Source organism: Xenorhabdus bakwenae, assembly GCF_030272115.1.
GTDB classification, from domain to species: Bacteria; Pseudomonadota; Gammaproteobacteria; order Enterobacterales; family Enterobacteriaceae; genus Xenorhabdus; species Xenorhabdus bakwenae.
In genome coordinates this window covers 2100821-2117498 of the sequence record NZ_CP119194.1, presented here as the reverse complement: position 1 = coordinate 2117498, position 16678 = coordinate 2100821, and the positions used below count along the sequence as shown (strand labels likewise).

13 protein-coding genes and 3 pseudogenes are annotated in these 16678 nt (G+C 44.4%); 9 read left to right on the top strand and 7 right to left on the bottom strand.

The window, feature by feature from the left end:
* Positions 1–18: 18 nt before the first annotated feature.
* Both gcvH and gcvP read left to right on the top strand, forming a co-directional pair.
* Positions 19–411 (top strand): glycine cleavage system protein GcvH, encoded by a 393-nt coding sequence (gene gcvH, locus PXH59_RS10865; RefSeq protein ID WP_047767737.1) that lies wholly within the window; start codon positions 19–21, stop codon positions 409–411.
* Between the two features lie 140 nt (positions 412–551).
* Positions 552–3428, top strand: a complete 2877-nt coding sequence (gene gcvP / locus PXH59_RS10860; protein WP_285808331.1) for an aminomethyl-transferring glycine dehydrogenase — start codon at positions 552–554, stop codon at positions 3426–3428.
* A gap of 59 nt (positions 3429–3487) precedes the next feature.
* Here the strand turns inward: gcvP and PXH59_RS10855 are convergent.
* The 3 genes and pseudogenes from PXH59_RS10855 to ygfZ all read right to left on the bottom strand — a co-directional run.
* Positions 3488–3843 (bottom strand): annotated as a pseudogene (locus PXH59_RS10855) (IS1 family transposase); the annotation flags it as partial.
* Positions 3844–4031: 188 nt separating this feature from the next.
* A complete protein-coding gene (locus tag PXH59_RS10850) occupies positions 4032–4637 on the bottom strand; it encodes an HD domain-containing protein (protein WP_285808330.1) in 606 nt (201 codons plus the stop codon).
* Between the two features lie 16 nt (positions 4638–4653).
* Positions 4654–5655, bottom strand: a complete 1002-nt coding sequence (gene ygfZ / locus PXH59_RS10845; protein WP_285808329.1) for a tRNA-modifying protein YgfZ — start codon at positions 5653–5655, stop codon at positions 4654–4656.
* Between the two features lie 256 nt (positions 5656–5911).
* On the opposite strand from ygfZ, the gene sdhE reads away from it, so the two are divergent.
* Together sdhE and PXH59_RS10835 are read left to right on the top strand one after the other, a co-directional pair.
* Positions 5912–6178, top strand: a complete 267-nt coding sequence (gene sdhE / locus PXH59_RS10840; RefSeq protein WP_285808328.1) for an FAD assembly factor SdhE — start codon at positions 5912–5914, stop codon at positions 6176–6178.
* Positions 6159–6599, top strand: a complete 441-nt coding sequence (locus tag PXH59_RS10835; protein ID WP_285808327.1) for a protein YgfX — start codon at positions 6159–6161, stop codon at positions 6597–6599. Before sdhE ends, PXH59_RS10835 begins: the two co-directional genes overlap by 20 nt.
* A 6-nt stretch (positions 6600–6605) precedes the next feature.
* Here PXH59_RS10835 and fldB read toward each other — a convergent pair whose 3' ends face one another.
* A complete protein-coding gene (fldB, locus tag PXH59_RS10830) occupies positions 6606–7124 on the bottom strand; it encodes a flavodoxin FldB (RefSeq protein ID WP_047767838.1) in 519 nt (172 codons plus the stop codon).
* 191 nt (positions 7125–7315) lie between these two features.
* Here fldB and xerD point away from each other — a divergent pair, with 191 nt between their 5' ends.
* From xerD to lysS, 5 genes are all read left to right on the top strand, one after another.
* Complete coding sequence (xerD, locus tag PXH59_RS10825) at positions 7316–8206, top strand: site-specific tyrosine recombinase XerD (protein WP_285811742.1); 891 nt, start codon at positions 7316–7318, stop codon at positions 8204–8206.
* A gap of 34 nt (positions 8207–8240) precedes the next feature.
* Entirely contained in the window at positions 8241–8942 is a 702-nt protein-coding gene (dsbC, locus tag PXH59_RS10820) for a bifunctional protein-disulfide isomerase/oxidoreductase DsbC (RefSeq protein ID WP_285808326.1), read from the top strand.
* Between the two features lie 71 nt (positions 8943–9013).
* On the top strand, positions 9014–10747 hold the full coding sequence (recJ, locus tag PXH59_RS10815) for a single-stranded-DNA-specific exonuclease RecJ (RefSeq protein ID WP_047767752.1): 1734 nt from the start codon (positions 9014–9016) through the stop codon (positions 10745–10747).
* Between the two features lie 135 nt (positions 10748–10882).
* Positions 10883–11981, top strand: a protein-coding gene (prfB, locus tag PXH59_RS10810; RefSeq protein ID WP_152669769.1) for a peptide chain release factor 2 whose coding sequence is annotated in 2 segments (ribosomal slippage) — positions 10883–10957 and positions 10959–11981 — 1098 coding nt in all. Because the reading frame shifts where the segments join, the coding sequence is not laid out codon by codon here.
* Positions 11982–11990: 9 nt separating this feature from the next.
* Positions 11991–13511: a lysine--tRNA ligase gene (gene lysS, locus PXH59_RS10805; RefSeq protein WP_047767756.1), complete on the top strand. Its 1521-nt coding sequence runs from the start codon at positions 11991–11993 to the stop codon at positions 13509–13511.
* 58 nt (positions 13512–13569) lie between these two features.
* Here lysS and PXH59_RS10800 read toward each other — a convergent pair.
* The 3 genes and pseudogenes from PXH59_RS10800 to PXH59_RS10790 all read right to left on the bottom strand — a co-directional run.
* A pseudogene (locus PXH59_RS10800) lies at positions 13570–13668 on the bottom strand (DUF817 domain-containing protein); the annotation flags it as partial.
* 171 nt (positions 13669–13839) lie between these two features.
* Positions 13840–14908: pseudogene (locus PXH59_RS10795) on the bottom strand (PfkB family carbohydrate kinase).
* Positions 14909–15320: 412 nt separating this feature from the next.
* The gene (locus PXH59_RS10790; protein ID WP_047767759.1) at positions 15321–16598 is read right to left on the bottom strand and encodes an insecticidal delta-endotoxin Cry8Ea1 family protein; all 1278 of its coding nucleotides are present in this window, start codon (positions 16596–16598) and stop codon (positions 15321–15323) included.
* Between the last annotated feature and the right edge of the window lie 80 nt (positions 16599–16678).

The window sequence follows — 16678 nt, the reverse complement described above, 5'->3', positions numbered from 1 at the left end:
AACAAGGAGAAGGCAACGATGAGTCATGTACCAGCAGAATTGAAATATACCGAATCACATGAATGGGTTCGCTCGGAAGGCAATGGTGAATATACCGTAGGTATTACCGAACATGCCCAGAAGTTATTGGGAGATATGGTATTTGTTGATTTGCCTGAAATAGGCACAGAGGTAAATAGTGGTGATGATTGTGCTGTTGTAGAGTCAGTCAAAGCGGCTTCTGATATTTACGCACCAGTCAGCGGTAAGATTATTGCGGTTAACCCTGATCTGGAAAGTTCTCCCGAATTGGTGAACAGTGAACCCTATAACGAAGGTTGGCTGTTCCGCGTTAAAATAGCTGATGAGAGTGAACTCGCTAATTTGCTTGATGCCGAAAGTTATCGGTCACTCTTGGAAGAAGATGAGTAATTATTTTGAATCGCCCCATATCACATTGTGAATGGGGCGTTTTTTTTGTCGTTTTTATAGCCAATAGATTTCAAGTAATAGACAACAAAACTGTCACTTGAAAGATAAAAGGCATAGCGAGTTTCAGGAAATTATCATCAATGACTCAGACATTAATCCAACTTGAAAATCAAGGTGAATTCATTCGTCGCCACATTGGTTCTTCTGTTGAACAGCAAACAGAGATGCTGGCGATAATAGGTGCAAATTCTCTAGAGGATCTGACCAATAAAATCGTTCCCCGTGATATCGCATTATCAGCGGTTCCTGCGGTTGGTGAAGGCGTGACTGAACAACAGGCTTTGGCTGAATTGAAAGCGATAGCGAGCCAGAACCAGCGTTATCAATCGTATATTGGTATGGGTTACTCACCCGCCATTCTTCCCCCCGTTATTTTGCGTAATTTGCTGGAAAATCCGGGCTGGTATACTGCATATACCCCTTATCAACCAGAAGTTTCTCAAGGCCGATTAGAAGCCTTGCTGAACTTTCAGCAAGTCACCATTGATCTGACAGGTTTAGATCTGGCCTCTGCTTCACTACTGGATGAAGCCACAGCAGCCGCAGAAGCGATGGCAATGGCAAAACGGATCAGCAAGCTGAAAAAGGCTGAACGTTTCTTTGTGGCCGATGATATTCATCCACAAACGTTGGATGTCGTACTTACCCGTGCTGAAACATTTGGATTTGAAGTCATTGTTGATAAAGCAGAAAAAGTACTGGAACTGGAAGGGATCTTTGGTGCCTTGCTGCAACAAACAGGCACGACGGGTGAAATCCATGATTACAGTGACCTGATTGCAACACTGAAAGAGCGTAAAATCATTGTCAGCGTTGCCGCAGATTTCATGGCATTGGTCATCTTGACCGCGCCCGGTAAACAAGGTGCTGATATTGTCTTTGGTTCTGCCCAGCGTTTTGGTGTACCGATGGGATATGGCGGCCCTCATGCCGCCTTCTTTGCATGCAGAGATGAATTCAAACGCTCCATGCCGGGCCGTATTATCGGTGTTTCCCGTGATGCTGCGGGTAACAGAGCATTGCGCATGGCGATGCAAACCCGTGAACAGCATATTCGCCGTGAAAAAGCGAATTCCAATATTTGTACTTCGCAAGTTTTACTGGCCAATATTGCGGGCATGTACGCGGTTTATCACGGTCATGAAGGTTTGAAGCGCATTGCTAACCGTATTCACCGACTGACAGATATTCTGGCTGCGGGTTTGCAAAAGGCGGGTATCACACTACGTCATAAGACATGGTTTGATACATTAGCGATTGAAGTGTCAGATAAGGCTCAGGTACTGGCAAGAGCGGCTAACGCACAGATTAACTTACGTACTGATATTCTTGGTGCTGTCGGTGTATCCTTGAGTGAAAAAACCCGCCGTGATGATTTGTTAACCTTGTATCAAGTGATAACAGGTTCTGATTCAGTCCTGGATATTGATGCTCTTGATCGTGAAGTTGCGACAGACAGCCAATCTATCCCAGCCTCGATGTTGCGTAATGACGACATTTTGGCACATGATAATTTCCGTCGTTACCACAGTGAAACCGACATGATGCGTTATATGCACAGTCTGGAGCGTAAAGATCTGGCGCTGAATCAAGCCATGATCCCGCTGGGTTCATGTACCATGAAGCTGAATGCAGCCGCGGAGATCATGCCGATTACCTGGCCTGAATTTACCGATATGCATCCTTTCTGCCCGCCAGAACAAGCGCAGGGTTATCACCAGATGATCAGCCAGCTTTCCCATTGGCTGGTATTGCTGACCGGATATGACGCATTCTGTATGCAGCCTAATTCTGGCGCACAAGGAGAATATGCTGGCTTGCTGGCAATTCGTCGCTATTACGCCAGCCGTGGAGAACAACATCGCCATATTTGCCTAATCCCAAGCTCTGCGCATGGCACAAACCCGGCTTCTGCTCATATGGCGGGTATGACGGTTATTGTTGTGAACTGTGACAAAGAAGGCAACATCGACCTGGCTGATTTGCGTGAAAAATCAGCAAAACACAGTGACAATCTTGCTTGTATCATGGTGACTTACCCATCAACTCACGGTGTTTACGAAGAAACCATCCGTGAGATTTGTGACATTATTCATCAAAACGGGGGTCAGGTTTACCTTGATGGTGCGAACATGAACGCCCAAGTGGGGATTACGACACCTGGCTTTATTGGTGCCGATGTTTCGCACCTGAACCTGCATAAAACCTTCTGTATCCCACACGGTGGTGGTGGTCCAGGCATGGGACCGATTGGCGTGAAAAAACACCTTGCCCCATTTGTGCCGGGTCATTCTGTAGTGGAAATGGATGAAGTGACGACATTAGGTGCAGTATCCGCAGCGCCATTCGGCAGTGCCTCTATCCTGCCGATTAGCTGGATGTATATTCGCATGATGGGGGCACAAGGGCTGAAACAAGCCAGCCAGGTTGCGATCCTGAATGCCAACTACATTGCAAGCCGCCTGAAAGGTGCTTATGAGATCCTCTATACCGGACGTAATGGCTATGTTGCTCACGAATGTATTCTGGACATTCGCCCACTGAAAGAAGAATTCGGCATCAATGAGATGGATATCGCCAAGCGTCTGATTGACTATGGTTTCCATGCACCAACCATGTCATTCCCGGTTGCGGGAACCTTGATGGTTGAACCAACGGAATCAGAGAGCAAAGTTGAAATTGATCGCTTTATTGACGCAATGCTGGCAATTCGGCAGGAAATCAGCAAAGTGGCAAGCGGAGAATGGCCTTTGGGAGACAACCCATTGGTTAATGCGCCACACGTTCAGGCTGAACTGGTTTCTGATTGGGATCATGCATATAGCCGTGAAATTGCCGTTTTCCCAACAGCGGAAACAAAAGCCAATAAATACTGGCCGACGGTTAAACGCCTTGATGATGTTTACGGTGATCGCAATTTACATTGCTCTTGTGCACCGATTGAAGATTATCGTTAATCATAAATAAATTAACGAGACTCAACGAAAGCAGTGTCAGGAAATATGTCTGACACTGTTTTTTTATTCCCGACAAACGACCCCATTTCGTCCACTTCGCAGATAAGCTGGACTTCGACATTATCCAAAGGGAGTGTCGTTACGCATCGCGGTTGGAGTTTTTTAAAACGCGGACAACAGCATTAATACTGATATGTAATGCACGGGCAGTATCACGGATACCTGCGTTGTTCATAGCAAGATCAACAACGTGTTCTTTTATGCCCGCCTGGCACGCCCGATAGGCGTATTCAAGTTGAAAGGTTCGTTTGCAAGAGAAACAGCGATAGCGTTGATGCCCTGCATCGCCTTTACCGTGTTTTTTAACGAATTCAACGTGTTGACAAAATCGACATTTTACCTCAGCCGTTGCCATTTAATCTCTCCGAAAAAATGGTGATTATACAAAATCATCAACGGATTGAATACGTGACCTAAAATACCCAACAGGGAAATCTGACTAACGTCAGCTTTGCTTAAGAAAGGAGAGTAAGAAAGAATTTTAAAGCTGCCAGTTGTACCTGACAGCCTGATTGAGAAGATTAGAGGAGAAAAGGCGGAAAATTATTGCAACCAGCCTTTTTCTTTTGCTGCTTCCAATTGTGGCAGCAGGTATTTCCATAGTTCAGGATAACTTTCGGCAACAAAGTGGAGCAGGTTGTAAACTTGCTCAAAGCGAATATTATTCTCAACCCAGCTCTGTCCCTGGTTATGCAGGTTCATAAATACCGGCATAATTCTATCGAGCGTTTTAGCAAAACGCGCTTCCGGCGTGATGGCGTCTTCGTATTCGTGCCACAGTTCCAGAAAATATTTTCCCTGGGTTTCCGGCAGTAAGCCAAAAATACGGTTAGCTGCTTTCACTTCATGTTCGTGAATGGCTGCACGGGCAGCCAGATCAAACGCAATAACATCACCCGCATCGATCTCAACAATGTCATGAATCAAAGCCATCTGTACAACGCGGCTAATATCCACATCTCCGGCATAAGGCGCAAAGCCAATGACAGCAACAGCAAAATGCCAGCTATGTTCAGCAGAGTTTTCATGGCGCGTATTATTCAATAACTTCGTCTTGCGATGGACATATTTTAATTGATCCAGTTCCATAATAAACGCGATGACATCGGTGAAAGGGCCGAAATCAACAGGAGGTATAGCTAATGACATACAAAAACCTCAATAGTTATTTTTCTTCGTCTAGTGAATAAGGCAATGTTTGAATGGTGAGAACACTGCCCTCAACTTCACGGATACGGAATACACTCCCTGCTTCCATATCATTATTCATGACCACTTGGACCCAGATTGAACCATCAGCCAGTTTGACCGCCGCCAATACTGAACCGGTTCGCCGCCATTTATCACCCAATTGCCATTCCAAATCATCGCCAACGGCAGGCAGGGAAGCAGCATTACCTGCCAGCCAGTACATGGCTCGCTTATTTGCCCCACGATATTTGGCTCTGGCTACCATTTCCTGACCGGTATAACAGCCTTTCTTGAAGCTGATACCGTTTTCGATTGCCTGGAGGTTGGTTGCTTGTGGAATAAATTGTGCGCTGCTGGCGGCATCAATCACTGGGAACCCCGCTTCAATCTCCAGCGCCAACCATTGCTGGCTGTCATTCAGCTGCGATTGAAACTCTTCGACTAACGTTTCGGTTAATTTAGCGGCAGTTGTTTTGTCTGTGACGATAAGGAAACGTTCTGCGGGAAGCGCTAAGTGGAGAAGGGTTGTGGTTTCGTGCTGGATAACAGGGGATTCGGTATCAGGCAGAGTTGGGAAGCGGGTTTTCAGCGCTCTCCGACTTCCTGTGCCGGCGATACCGAGCAAGATATTTTCCTCATCTTTGGCAAACGCCACCTTGGAAAATACCGCATACTTTTTCAATTCAGTTAATTGGGTTTCTAATAATGAACGGCGTTCAATATAGGCAAAACCTTCACCACGCTGAAACAGTCGTAAGTTACTCCACATCTTGCCTTTGGCGTCACAATGGGCAGTTAACACATGCTGGTTATCATTCAGGGAAGTCAGATCGGCTGTAATCTGACCTTGCAGATACTTTTTCGCATCAGCGCCAATGGCTGTCACGATCCCCCAGTCATCAAGGGAAATTAAAGTCAGTGGTAGTGTTGCAGAAGGAGATGGATCTTGTGCAGAAAACGGAGTTTGGTAAGTCATAGCAGCTCCTGCCAGTAAACTAACTAAGAAATAACGCTAATGGTAAAAGAGATGCGGTTTAATGCAAAGGGGTTATTCTTGTTATTTATCGATAAGGCATACAGGGTCAATTTGTTGCGATAGGCTTCGCATCTTGTCGATATATCTCGTGATTTCGCTGATGCAGATGATGAAAAACAGGGCAGAATCGTTAATAATCTTATTACCGTCTCAATGGCACGAATGAAAATGAAAATGATAAAGGGGCTTTTTAAACATGGACATTGATAATAAAGCACGTATTCACTGGGCATGTCGTCGTGGAATGCGTGAACTGGATATTTCTATCATGCCATTTTTTGAATATGAATATGATTCATTGGGTAATGATGACAAACGGATTTTCGTTCGTTTGCTGGAGTGCCCAGATCCCGACCTTTTTAATTGGCTTATGAATCATGGACGGCCCGAAGATGATGAGCTTTACCATATGGTGAAATTGATCCAGAGCAGAAACCAAGCCCGTGGTCCTGTGGAACAATAAATTAAGGGAGTCTCGCCATACCCGCCTGTTTTCCACAGGCGTGCATGGTGTAGTTGCCATTGCTGCTTTGGTGGCACCCTGGCCGATTAACAGTGCTTATTTTTGGCTTCCGTTTTTCTGGTTTTCACTGTTTGCCATTATTATAAGCAGTTGGGCATGGAGCCAGAAAAATATCCGGCAGTGTCAGGGCCAGTTGGTACTGTTCGAAAGCAACAAAGTGCATTGGCAAAAAGCTGCCTGGCGTATCGCTCAACCACCGTGGTTCCATCGCTATGGTATGGTCGTTATGCTCCATGCATTTAGTCAGGCAGAAAATAGGCGCTACTCACCGCCAGTTCGGTTATGGATAGCATCAGATAGTATGTCGCCCGCGGCCTGGCGTCATTTGAATCAATTGATGCGCCAATATCCTGGACAGTGAGGATTACTAAAACAACGCGTCCATTTCCGCTAATATCTGCATGCACCATTCGCTTAAACGTTCATCTGTTTGTTCGAATTGGTTCACATCATCCAGAGCCAGCCCGACAAAATGTTTGCCATCTTCGGACAGCGGTTTCGGGCTGGTAAATTCATAACCATCGGTTGGCCAAAACCCGATAAACTGTACACCCGTTGGTAACAGATGGTGATACAGCATTCCCAATGCATCCAGAAACCACTCGCCATAATCGATCTGATCGCCCATGCCATACATGGCAACGATTTTTCCTGCCAGATCTAACGAAGGAAGTTGATCCCAGATAGTCAGCCAATCCTCCTGTAATTCGCCGAAGTCCCAGGTAGGGATACCGAGGATCAGGACAGAATATTCTTCCATCAAGCGGGGATCACAATCCTTGACATCATGTAGTTCGATCAGATCTTCACCGAGTATATCGCGTATTTTTTCTGCTACTATTTCTGTATAGCAGGTACTGGAGCCGTAAAAGAGACCAATTTTCATCATTATTTATCAGGGAATTTCGAATATCAGGATCGGTATTGTAACAGAATAATTGCTTTTTCAGGCATAATAGCCGATTGGAAGGTGCAGATAGGCAGACAGGAGGTGTTGTGCCAAAAAAACATAACCTATCAGACAATCATTCATCGGAAGATGATGTAATTAAACAGCATCCACCGGAACCACATCCACTGGCCAATCCCCTGATAGAGCAATTTCTCGATACCATCTGGCTGGAAAAAGATCTGGCCGAAAACACCCTGGTCTCTTATCGGCTTGATTTACAAGCTTTGAACAATTGGTTGGTGCATTATGGTCATGGTTTACTTTCAGTGCAGTCGATAGAATTACAATCATTTTTGGCTGAACGAGTAGATGGCGGTTATAAAGCCAGTAGTTCAGCCCGCTTGCTGAGTGCCATGCGGCGGTTGTTTCAGTACCTATATCGTGAAAGAATGCGGGCAGATGATCCAACAGCACTATTATCTGCGCCTAAGTTGCCTAAACGTCTGCCCAAGGATTTAAGCGAAAAACAAGTTGAAAATTTGCTTAATGCGCCTTTGGTTGACCAACCCCTTGAATTGCGGGATAAAGCCATGCTGGAAGTGCTTTATGCTTGCGGATTGCGAGTTTCAGAACTGGTTGGCCTGACCTTATCTGATGTGAGCTTACGTCAGGGCGTGGTCAGAATTGTGGGTAAGGGAAATAAGGAAAGGTTGGTTCCTTTGGGAGAAGAGGCTGTTTATTGGCTGGAAAAATATCTGGAATATGGACGTCCGTGGTTATTGAATGGTTCTGTATCTGATGTATTTTTTCCCAGTAAGCGGGGAACGCAGATGACACGCCAGACGTTCTGGCACCGAATCAAACACTATGCCATATTGGCAAGCATTGATGTTGAACGCTTGTCACCCCATGTCTTACGCCATGCTTTTGCAACACATTTACTTAATCATGGTGCAGACTTACGTGTTGTGCAGATGTTATTAGGCCATAGTGACCTCTCCACAACCCAGATTTATACCCATGTAGCCACAGAACGTCTCAAAGTGCTGCATCAACAACATCACCCTCGTGGGTAGCTGCGAACTAGGTGGAAAAATAAAGGAACGAATAATGAAGAAGATCTCGTTTTGCCTTTCATTACTGTTGATGGCTGTTGCCAGCAATGCTTTTGCTGATGAGAGTGCTATCAATAACACACTGTCTAAAATGGGAATTAAGGCTGAAAGTATCACGTCATCCCCATTACCAAGTGTGAGTTCAATTTTAACTGAGCATGGCACTATTTATATATCTGATGATGGCAAATACCTGTTACAAGGGCCACTTTATGATATTAGTGGCAAAATACCCAAAAATATCAGCAACCAGGTTCTGGTTAAAAAATTGGAAGCTTTGAAAAATCAAATGATTATTTACAAAGCGCCAAAAGAAAAACATGTTGTTACTGTTTTTACTGATATTACCTGTGGTTATTGCCGTAAATTGCATGAGAGTATGCAAGAATACAACGAATTGGGGATTACTGTCCGTTACCTGGCGTTTCCTCGTCATGGGTTGCAACACCAATCAGCTAAAGATATGCAGTCTATTTGGTGCAGTGCAACACCGAATAAGTCACTGAACGCTGCTTTTAAAGGCGAAAATGTCTCCCAAATTAAGGCATGTAAGAACGACATCGAAAAACAATATCAGCTGGGCTTACAGTTTGGCGTCCAGGGTACACCCGCGATTGTCCTAAAAAATGGCAAAGTACTCGGTGGGTACTTGTCACCCAAAGATTTGCAGGCTGAATTAGAGCATGATGGCGAATGATCGAAATCGTTCAGGCATTCCATTCAGTGAATACAAAAACGCGTGAATAAAAAATCAGTGAATAAGAAACTGTGAGTAGAGAAATACAACTCCGCCGCCGACCGGTGGCGGATCCTAACCATCTTCCCAAGGATATCCATCCATTATTGCGCCGTTTATATGCTATGCGTGGCATACTTCAAGCTGATGAGCTGGAGCGTAGTGCAAAGGGACTTCTCAATTACCAATCTCTCAATGGCATTGAGCAGGCAGTTGCCTTGTTGATCACTGCATTATATGAACATTGGCGTATCGTCATTGTTGGCGATTTTGATGCAGATGGGGCAACCAGTACCGCTTTGAGTATCCGCGCTTTGCGTGCCATGGGATATCGTAACCTTGATTATCTTGTGCCAAACCGTTTTGAAGATGGTTATGGATTAAGCGTTCAGGTGGTTGATGAAGTTGTCAAAAGAAGCGCAGATCTGATTATCACCGTGGATAATGGGATCTCATCCCATGATGGTGTCGCTGCGGCACATCAACATGGCATCAAGGTGATCGTCACTGATCACCATTTACCGGGCGAAATACTGCCCGCCGCAGATGCCATGATTAATCCCAATTTAGTTGACTGCGCTTTTCCTTCTAAGGCGTTAGCAGGGGTTGGTGTGGCATTTTATCTGATGTCTGCACTCAGGGCTGAATTGCGCAACCTGGCATGGTTTGAGCAACAAGGTATTCCATTACCTAATTTGGCAGAGCTGCTGGATTTAGTGGCATTGGGTACAGTGGCTGACGTGGTTCCTCTCGATACCAATAACCGCATTCTGGTATATCAAGGGCTCAATCGCATTCGGGCAGGGCGTTGCTGTGCGGGAATACGGGCGCTGCTCGAAGTTTCCAAACGGGAAGCGACAAAATTGGCCGCCAGTGATTTGGGGTTTGCGTTGGGACCACGATTAAATGCCGCCGGACGTCTGGATGATATGTCCGTTGGGGTGGCGTTATTACTGGCCGATGACATGGCACAAGCCCGTCAGATTGCTTGTGAACTGGATGGCTTAAACCAAACCCGCCGGGAAATCGAACAAGGTATGCAGCAAGAGGCCTTGCTGATTTGCGATAAAATCGAGCGAACCCATACCCAGTTACCTTACGGATTAGCCATTTACCATCCCGAATGGCATCAGGGGGTGGTGGGTATTTTGGCCTCACGTATTAAAGAGCGTTTTCATCGTCCGGTCATTGCTTTTGCTCCGGCGGGCGATGGCACTTTGAAAGGCTCTGGGCGTTCCGTTAATGGCTTACATATGCGGGATGCACTTGAACGTCTTGATACTCTGTCCCCCGGACTGATGTTGAAATTTGGTGGTCATGCGATGGCCGCGGGATTGTCGATTGAACAAGACAAATTTGACCTCTTTCAGCACTCTTTTTCCGAACTAGTCGCAGACTGGATGGATATCGCCCAACTTGAAGGGGTAATCTGGAGCGACGGTGAATTAGCATTGGAAGAATTATCGCTGGAAATTGCTGAAATTCTGCGTGATGGCGGCCCGTGGGGGCAGGCATTTGCGGAACCGGTTTTTGACGGCAAATTCAAGCTACTGCAACAGCGTATTGTGGGTGGAAAGCACTTGAAAGTCATGCTTGAACCATTAAATGGTGGGCCAATGTTAGATGGCATTGCATTTAATATTGATGTCAGTCGCTGGCCGGATAACAGTATCAAAACGGTAGAATTGGCTTATAAACTGGATATTAACGAATTTCGTGGTAAACGTGATGTTCAGCTTTTGATCCAGCATATTTGGCCCTGGTGAATGAACTTCGGTTTTCCAGTTGCATTTAAAAGATGAAGGCTATAAACCCCTTGATAGATCCGTTACAATACACGGTTCGAAAATATCCATGCGACCATCGTTTATTCATAATACACAACGTATAAGACACGAAATATGTTTGAAATTAATCCGGTAAAAAATCACATTCAGGACCTGTCTGAGCGGACAGCAGTTCTGAGGGGGTATCTTTGACTATGATGCCAAGAAAGAACGTTTAGAAGAAGTCAATGCTGAACTCGAACAGCCTGATGTCTGGAATGAACCGGAACGGGCACAGGCGTTGGGTAAAGAGCGTTCATCACTGGAAAGCATCGTAGAAACTATTGATCAGCTGACCCAGGGATTGGAAGATGTGAACGGCCTGCTGGAATTAGCCGTTGAAGCTGATGACGAAGAAACCTTCAATGAAGCCGTCGTTGAGTTGGAACAGCTGGAAGAGAAGTTAGGCCAACTTGAATTCCGGCGCATGTTTTCTGGTCAATATGACAGCGCAAACTGCTATCTGGATCTTCAGGCGGGATCTGGCGGCACAGAAGCACAGGATTGGGCCAGCATGTTGATGCGTATGTACCTGCGTTGGGCAGAATCCAGAGGCTTCAAGACAGAGATTATTGAAGAGTCTGATGGTGATGTTGCTGGTCTGAAATCTGCCACCATCAAGATCATGGGTGAATATGCTTACGGTTGGTTGCGTACAGAAACGGGCGTCCATCGTTTAGTACGTAAAAGTCCTTTTGATTCAGGTGGTCGCCGCCATACATCATTTAGCTCTGCCTTTATCTATCCAGAAGTGGATGATGATATTGATATCGAGATCAATCCGGCTGATCTACGTATTGATGTATATCGTGCCTCTGGTGCGGGTGGTCAGCACGTTAACAAAACCGAATCTGCAGTACGTATCACCCACGTACCGACGGGTGTTGTCACCCAATGTCAGACAGACCGTTCTCAGCATAAAAACAAAGACCAGGCGATGAAACAGTTGAAAGCGAAACTGTACGAATTGGAAATGCAGAAGAAGAATGCTGATAAACAAGTAATGGAAGATAACAAATCGGACATCGGTTGGGGCAGTCAGATTCGCTCTTACGTTTTGGATGATTCCCGCATTAAAGATTTGCGTACTGGTGTAGAAACCCGCAATACACAATCTGTGCTGGATGGGGATCTGGACAAATTCATTGAAGCAAGCTTAAAAGCTGGCCTATGAGGAACTCAAATGTCACAACAACAACAAGGCGCTGAACAGGCTCCTGATTTAAATAATGAACTGAAAACGCGCCGTGAAAAACTGGTTGCCTTGCGCAGCAATGGCATTGCTTTCCCAAATGATTTTCGTCGTGAAAACATTTCCGCAGATCTGCATGCCAAATACGATGACAAGACTAAGGAAGAACTGGAAGAGCTTGACATCGAAGTGACCGTTGCTGGTCGTATGATGACTCGTCGCATCATGGGTAAGGCCTCTTTTGCCACCCTGCAAGACATGGGGGGACGCATTCAGATCTACGTTTCCCGTGATGATCTGCCGGAGGGTATTTACAACACGCAGTTCAAGAAATGGGATTTGGGTGACATTTTAGGCGCACGCGGTAAGCTGTTCAAAACTCAAACGGGTGAGCTTTCTATCCATTGTACTGAGTTGCGCTTGCTGACTAAGGCATTGCGTCCACTGCCGGATAAATTCCACGGCTTGGCGGATCAGGAAACTCGCTATCGTCAGCGTTATTTGGATCTGATCTCGAACGATGAATCACGCAAGGCATTCCAGATCCGTTCCCGCGTGATGTCGGCATTACGCAGCTTCATGATCCAAAAAGGCTTTATGGAAGTTGAAACGCCGATGATGCAAGCGATCCCCGGAGGGGCAAGTGCGCGTCCATTCATTACGCACCATAACGCGCTGGATATTGACATGTACCTGCGCATTGCGCCAGAACTGTACCTGAAACGTTTGGTGGTCGGTGGTTTTGAGCGCGTTTTCGAAATCAATCGCAACTTCCGTAATGAAGGTGTTTCCCCGCGCCACAACCCAGAGTTCACCATGATGGAACTCTACATGGCTTACGCGGATTATCAGGATCTGATTGTACTGACCGAAGAACTGTTCCGTACCCTGACTCAAGAAGTACTGGGTACAACATCGGTGAAATACGGCGAACAGGCATTTGATTTTGGTCAGCCTTTTACCAAGATGACTATGAAAGAAGCGATTTGCAAATATCGTCCGGAAACCAACATGGCCGATCTGGATGATATGGACAAAGCGGTTGCTATAGCGAAATCCTTGGGCATTGATGTTGAAAAGGGCTGGGGCTTAGGCCGTGTTCAGTGTGAAATCTTTGAAGAAACCGCGGAAAGTCACCTGATCCAGCCGACATTCATTACAGAATATCCGGCAGAAGTTTCTCCGCTGGCACGCCGTAACGATGACAACCCATTCATTACGGATCGTTTTGAATTCTTCATCGGTGGTCGTGAAATTGGTAATGGCTTCTCGGAGCTGAACGACGCGGAAGATCAGGCCGAGCGCTTTGCAGAGCAGGTTCGCCAGAAAGATCAGGGTGATGACGAAGCGATGTTCTACGATGAAGACTATATTACTGCGTTGGAGCACGGCTTGCCGCCAACAGCAGGCTTAGGGATTGGTATCGACCGTATGGTGATGTTGTTTACTGACAGCCACACCATCCGTGATGTTATCCTGTTCCCGGCAATGCGTCCGCATACGCATAAATAATCATTTCTTGATTAAAACCAGTCAAACGCGCTGTCTGGTTAGCCGGACAGCGCGTTTTTTAACGGGCAATTGCCACATTCGCTTTGATATGTTTAAGGTGAACAACAATCGTAAAGGTCACAACCACCAATAATGACCATGCCCCCCATTTTCCTGCAAAGTTGATATAAATTTCCAGTGCCACTAAATCCAGTTTCATCTACTCGATAAACGTCAAGTTGCAATCCGCAAGACGACGCGAGGCCTTATATTTCCCCGCTGCGCGGAGAAATATAACACGCATTCTAAAGTTGGATTGGTATATATCAAGTGGTTCTAATTTTGTCATTCAAAAATATATACGGTTCTTAGGAAGTATCTCAATATGTTCCGAAGAGAGTGTTAATGCTGAACATTGCTGTGCAAAGCGGATACTTTCTTTCAGTTCCATGCCTTCTAACCAGCAATGTACAAGGCCAGCCATCATGGCATCACCCGCGCCATTGGCATTAACAATATTGGTATTGATTGCACTTGAACATCCTGATGTATTATCCATTTCACTGTAATAAACACCTTCTGTATCCATACTCAAAATTAAGCGCTGGACGCCATGCTGATGAAACCAGTGTGCCGTATCAGCGGCATCTTTTTGGGTTTCAATTTTTATGCCACTAAGGATTTCTGCTTCAGTTCGATTGGGTTTTAAAGTATGAATATGCGATAGGAAATGGCGAATTTTGGATGCTTTGGATCTTGAAACCGTGTCAACAAAAATTGGGACATTACCGGAATGATTAAATAGCCATTTTAGGGCTTCTTCAGTTAAATTACAGTCAATAACTAACACGTTAGCATGCTGAATTAAAGATTTAGCTTGAGATAATAACGTAGGCGTTAATTTTTCCAGAATGCCCATATCATTAACAGTAACGACACACTTTCCATTTTCATCTATAACAGAATTGCAGATTGAGGTTTTTTTCGCCATCTAATTTATAGAAATAGTTAACATTAACACCGGCCGATTTTGTATGATCAAACAGTGCGTTGCCGTTTGAATCGTTACCGATAACGGAAATTAAATAACTTTCATTTTTTAATAATGCAATATTTTGAGCGATATTTCTTCCTACACCCCCTGGTGTAGAAATAATTTTCCCTGGGTTGGAATCTTCATAAATTAATTTGGCTGAGGTATAGCTTGTTAAATCTATATTCGCTGCACCAATAGTCACAGTATAAACATCGTTAGATAAAATATACCCTTTGCCTTTAATATAACCTTTTTTACTTAGGTTCATAATATGCCCTGCAACACATGAGCGACTGATTCCGAGAATATCAGCAATTTCTTGTTGCTGAATGAAAGGATCACGCTTTAGAAGTTGCAATATCTGGTTTTCCCTTTTTGACATATCATACCTTTGGTTATTTTTTTGCACTGATGTTTTATGCCATATCTGACAGACAGTAAAGGCTATTTTTATATTTCTTTCTCGTTATGAGAATATGATCGTAAGATTGGTAAAGCCAGTAAATAACATAAAAATGTGATGTTTGTCTCGAATATTATGCTGAGAAATTGATGAAAATCAGGTAACTAAATACATCAAGTGAGTCAACTATATTTTATTCTGTTAGAGTCTCTTTTAAAACAGTGTGTTGGATTGTTCTATGGAAACTGCAAACATATGTTTGGTTTTTATGATTTGTTGATTTTCATGGCGAGGTGAAACTGGAATATATGATGAGAAAAAACGGCCCCCGGCGACATAATTAGCTATGTAACCAGGGGCTTATTTACAACTCAAATTCCATTAGCCGGTATTATTTTTTATCAGCTAACATATGGTATGAAACGGCAATACCTGCGGCCTGACCAGCAAGTGAAGGTTCATCGCTGGCTAAGTACAGCCCTGCAATATAGTGGCCATCAACAGCGTATTTTCTGTATTTTGTCGCGTAGCGCTCACCGACTCTGAGTTGACGCCCATCACTTAACGTAAATAACGCCTCATCAACCGCGCCATTGCCCCATACTTCCAACCTTTCGATAACACTATCATTGAGTTCAATAGAACTCGTTTCTGATGTTACGGTGCCGAGTGTATAGGATGAATCGTTGGCAAACGTGATTTGAATACCACCCACTCTGGGGGCATTGCCGATTCTTCGTACATAGCCAAGCAATGATTTTATTTTATTGTATTTACCGTCGATTAAAGAGGGCTTGAAGGGTTCCTGCATTTGATCGTCTTCTGTCAGAGCCTGAATTCTCGTTTTGTTAGTAGGACGATCAAATACGGTTGAATAACTGATAGTTTTAGGATTAAAACCACTTTCCAGGCTATTATTTTGTAGATGTTCAATTAACTCAATACACTCTAAACCGTGTAATAAACAATACCCTCTTACAGACAATAAATTATTAGTGACACTCTCTGCTGTTGATGTATTTATGGCATTATTATATTCATTAGTATACATCGTATGAATATAGTTTCTGGCTCTGTCAACCAATGTGTCGATAAGTTGTTTTAACTCATTGACTTCAATATCGGTCAGCCCAATATCATTTTTCTTTTCTATCCCCATTTTCCAATAAGGGATCTGTAACATAACCGTGTTAGTGTACATCGGCAGGATCTGGTAGTTTGTTTTATTATCAAAAGATTTGAATCTTTCATCGATACTCACCAGATATCTAGCCAGGAACATATAGGCGTCATGGCTTTCCTGGCTGCCAGGCGAGGTTTCCAACATGTATTGCACATGTTCCATTTTTCCTTTGATTTCTTGTATATCTCCATTAAGTATTCCTTTAATCGTTTGTAGAGCAGCATTCTCTATCATTTGCTCTACTTTTTGGAGGATTTGCTCCCAGGTATTATCTTTCTGTTGCGGCCAAAATAGCCCTAACAGGAAAGACATTGCGGAACCTACTCCTGGAATAAACCCTACACCGCCAATAATGGCATCCTTTATTATTGATGACATATCCCATTCATAATCGGGGGTAGAGGTGGTATAAGGCACGATAAGCATGACGTCAGTGAGTACAGGCAATGTGTCATTTTCAGATACATTAATAGGTGTGGTATTCATAATTTTATTTTACCTTAGTTCCTTAGTTAAATAGTGCTTTAGTTAAATAGTGCGTTAGTTAAATAGTGCTTTAGTTAGAG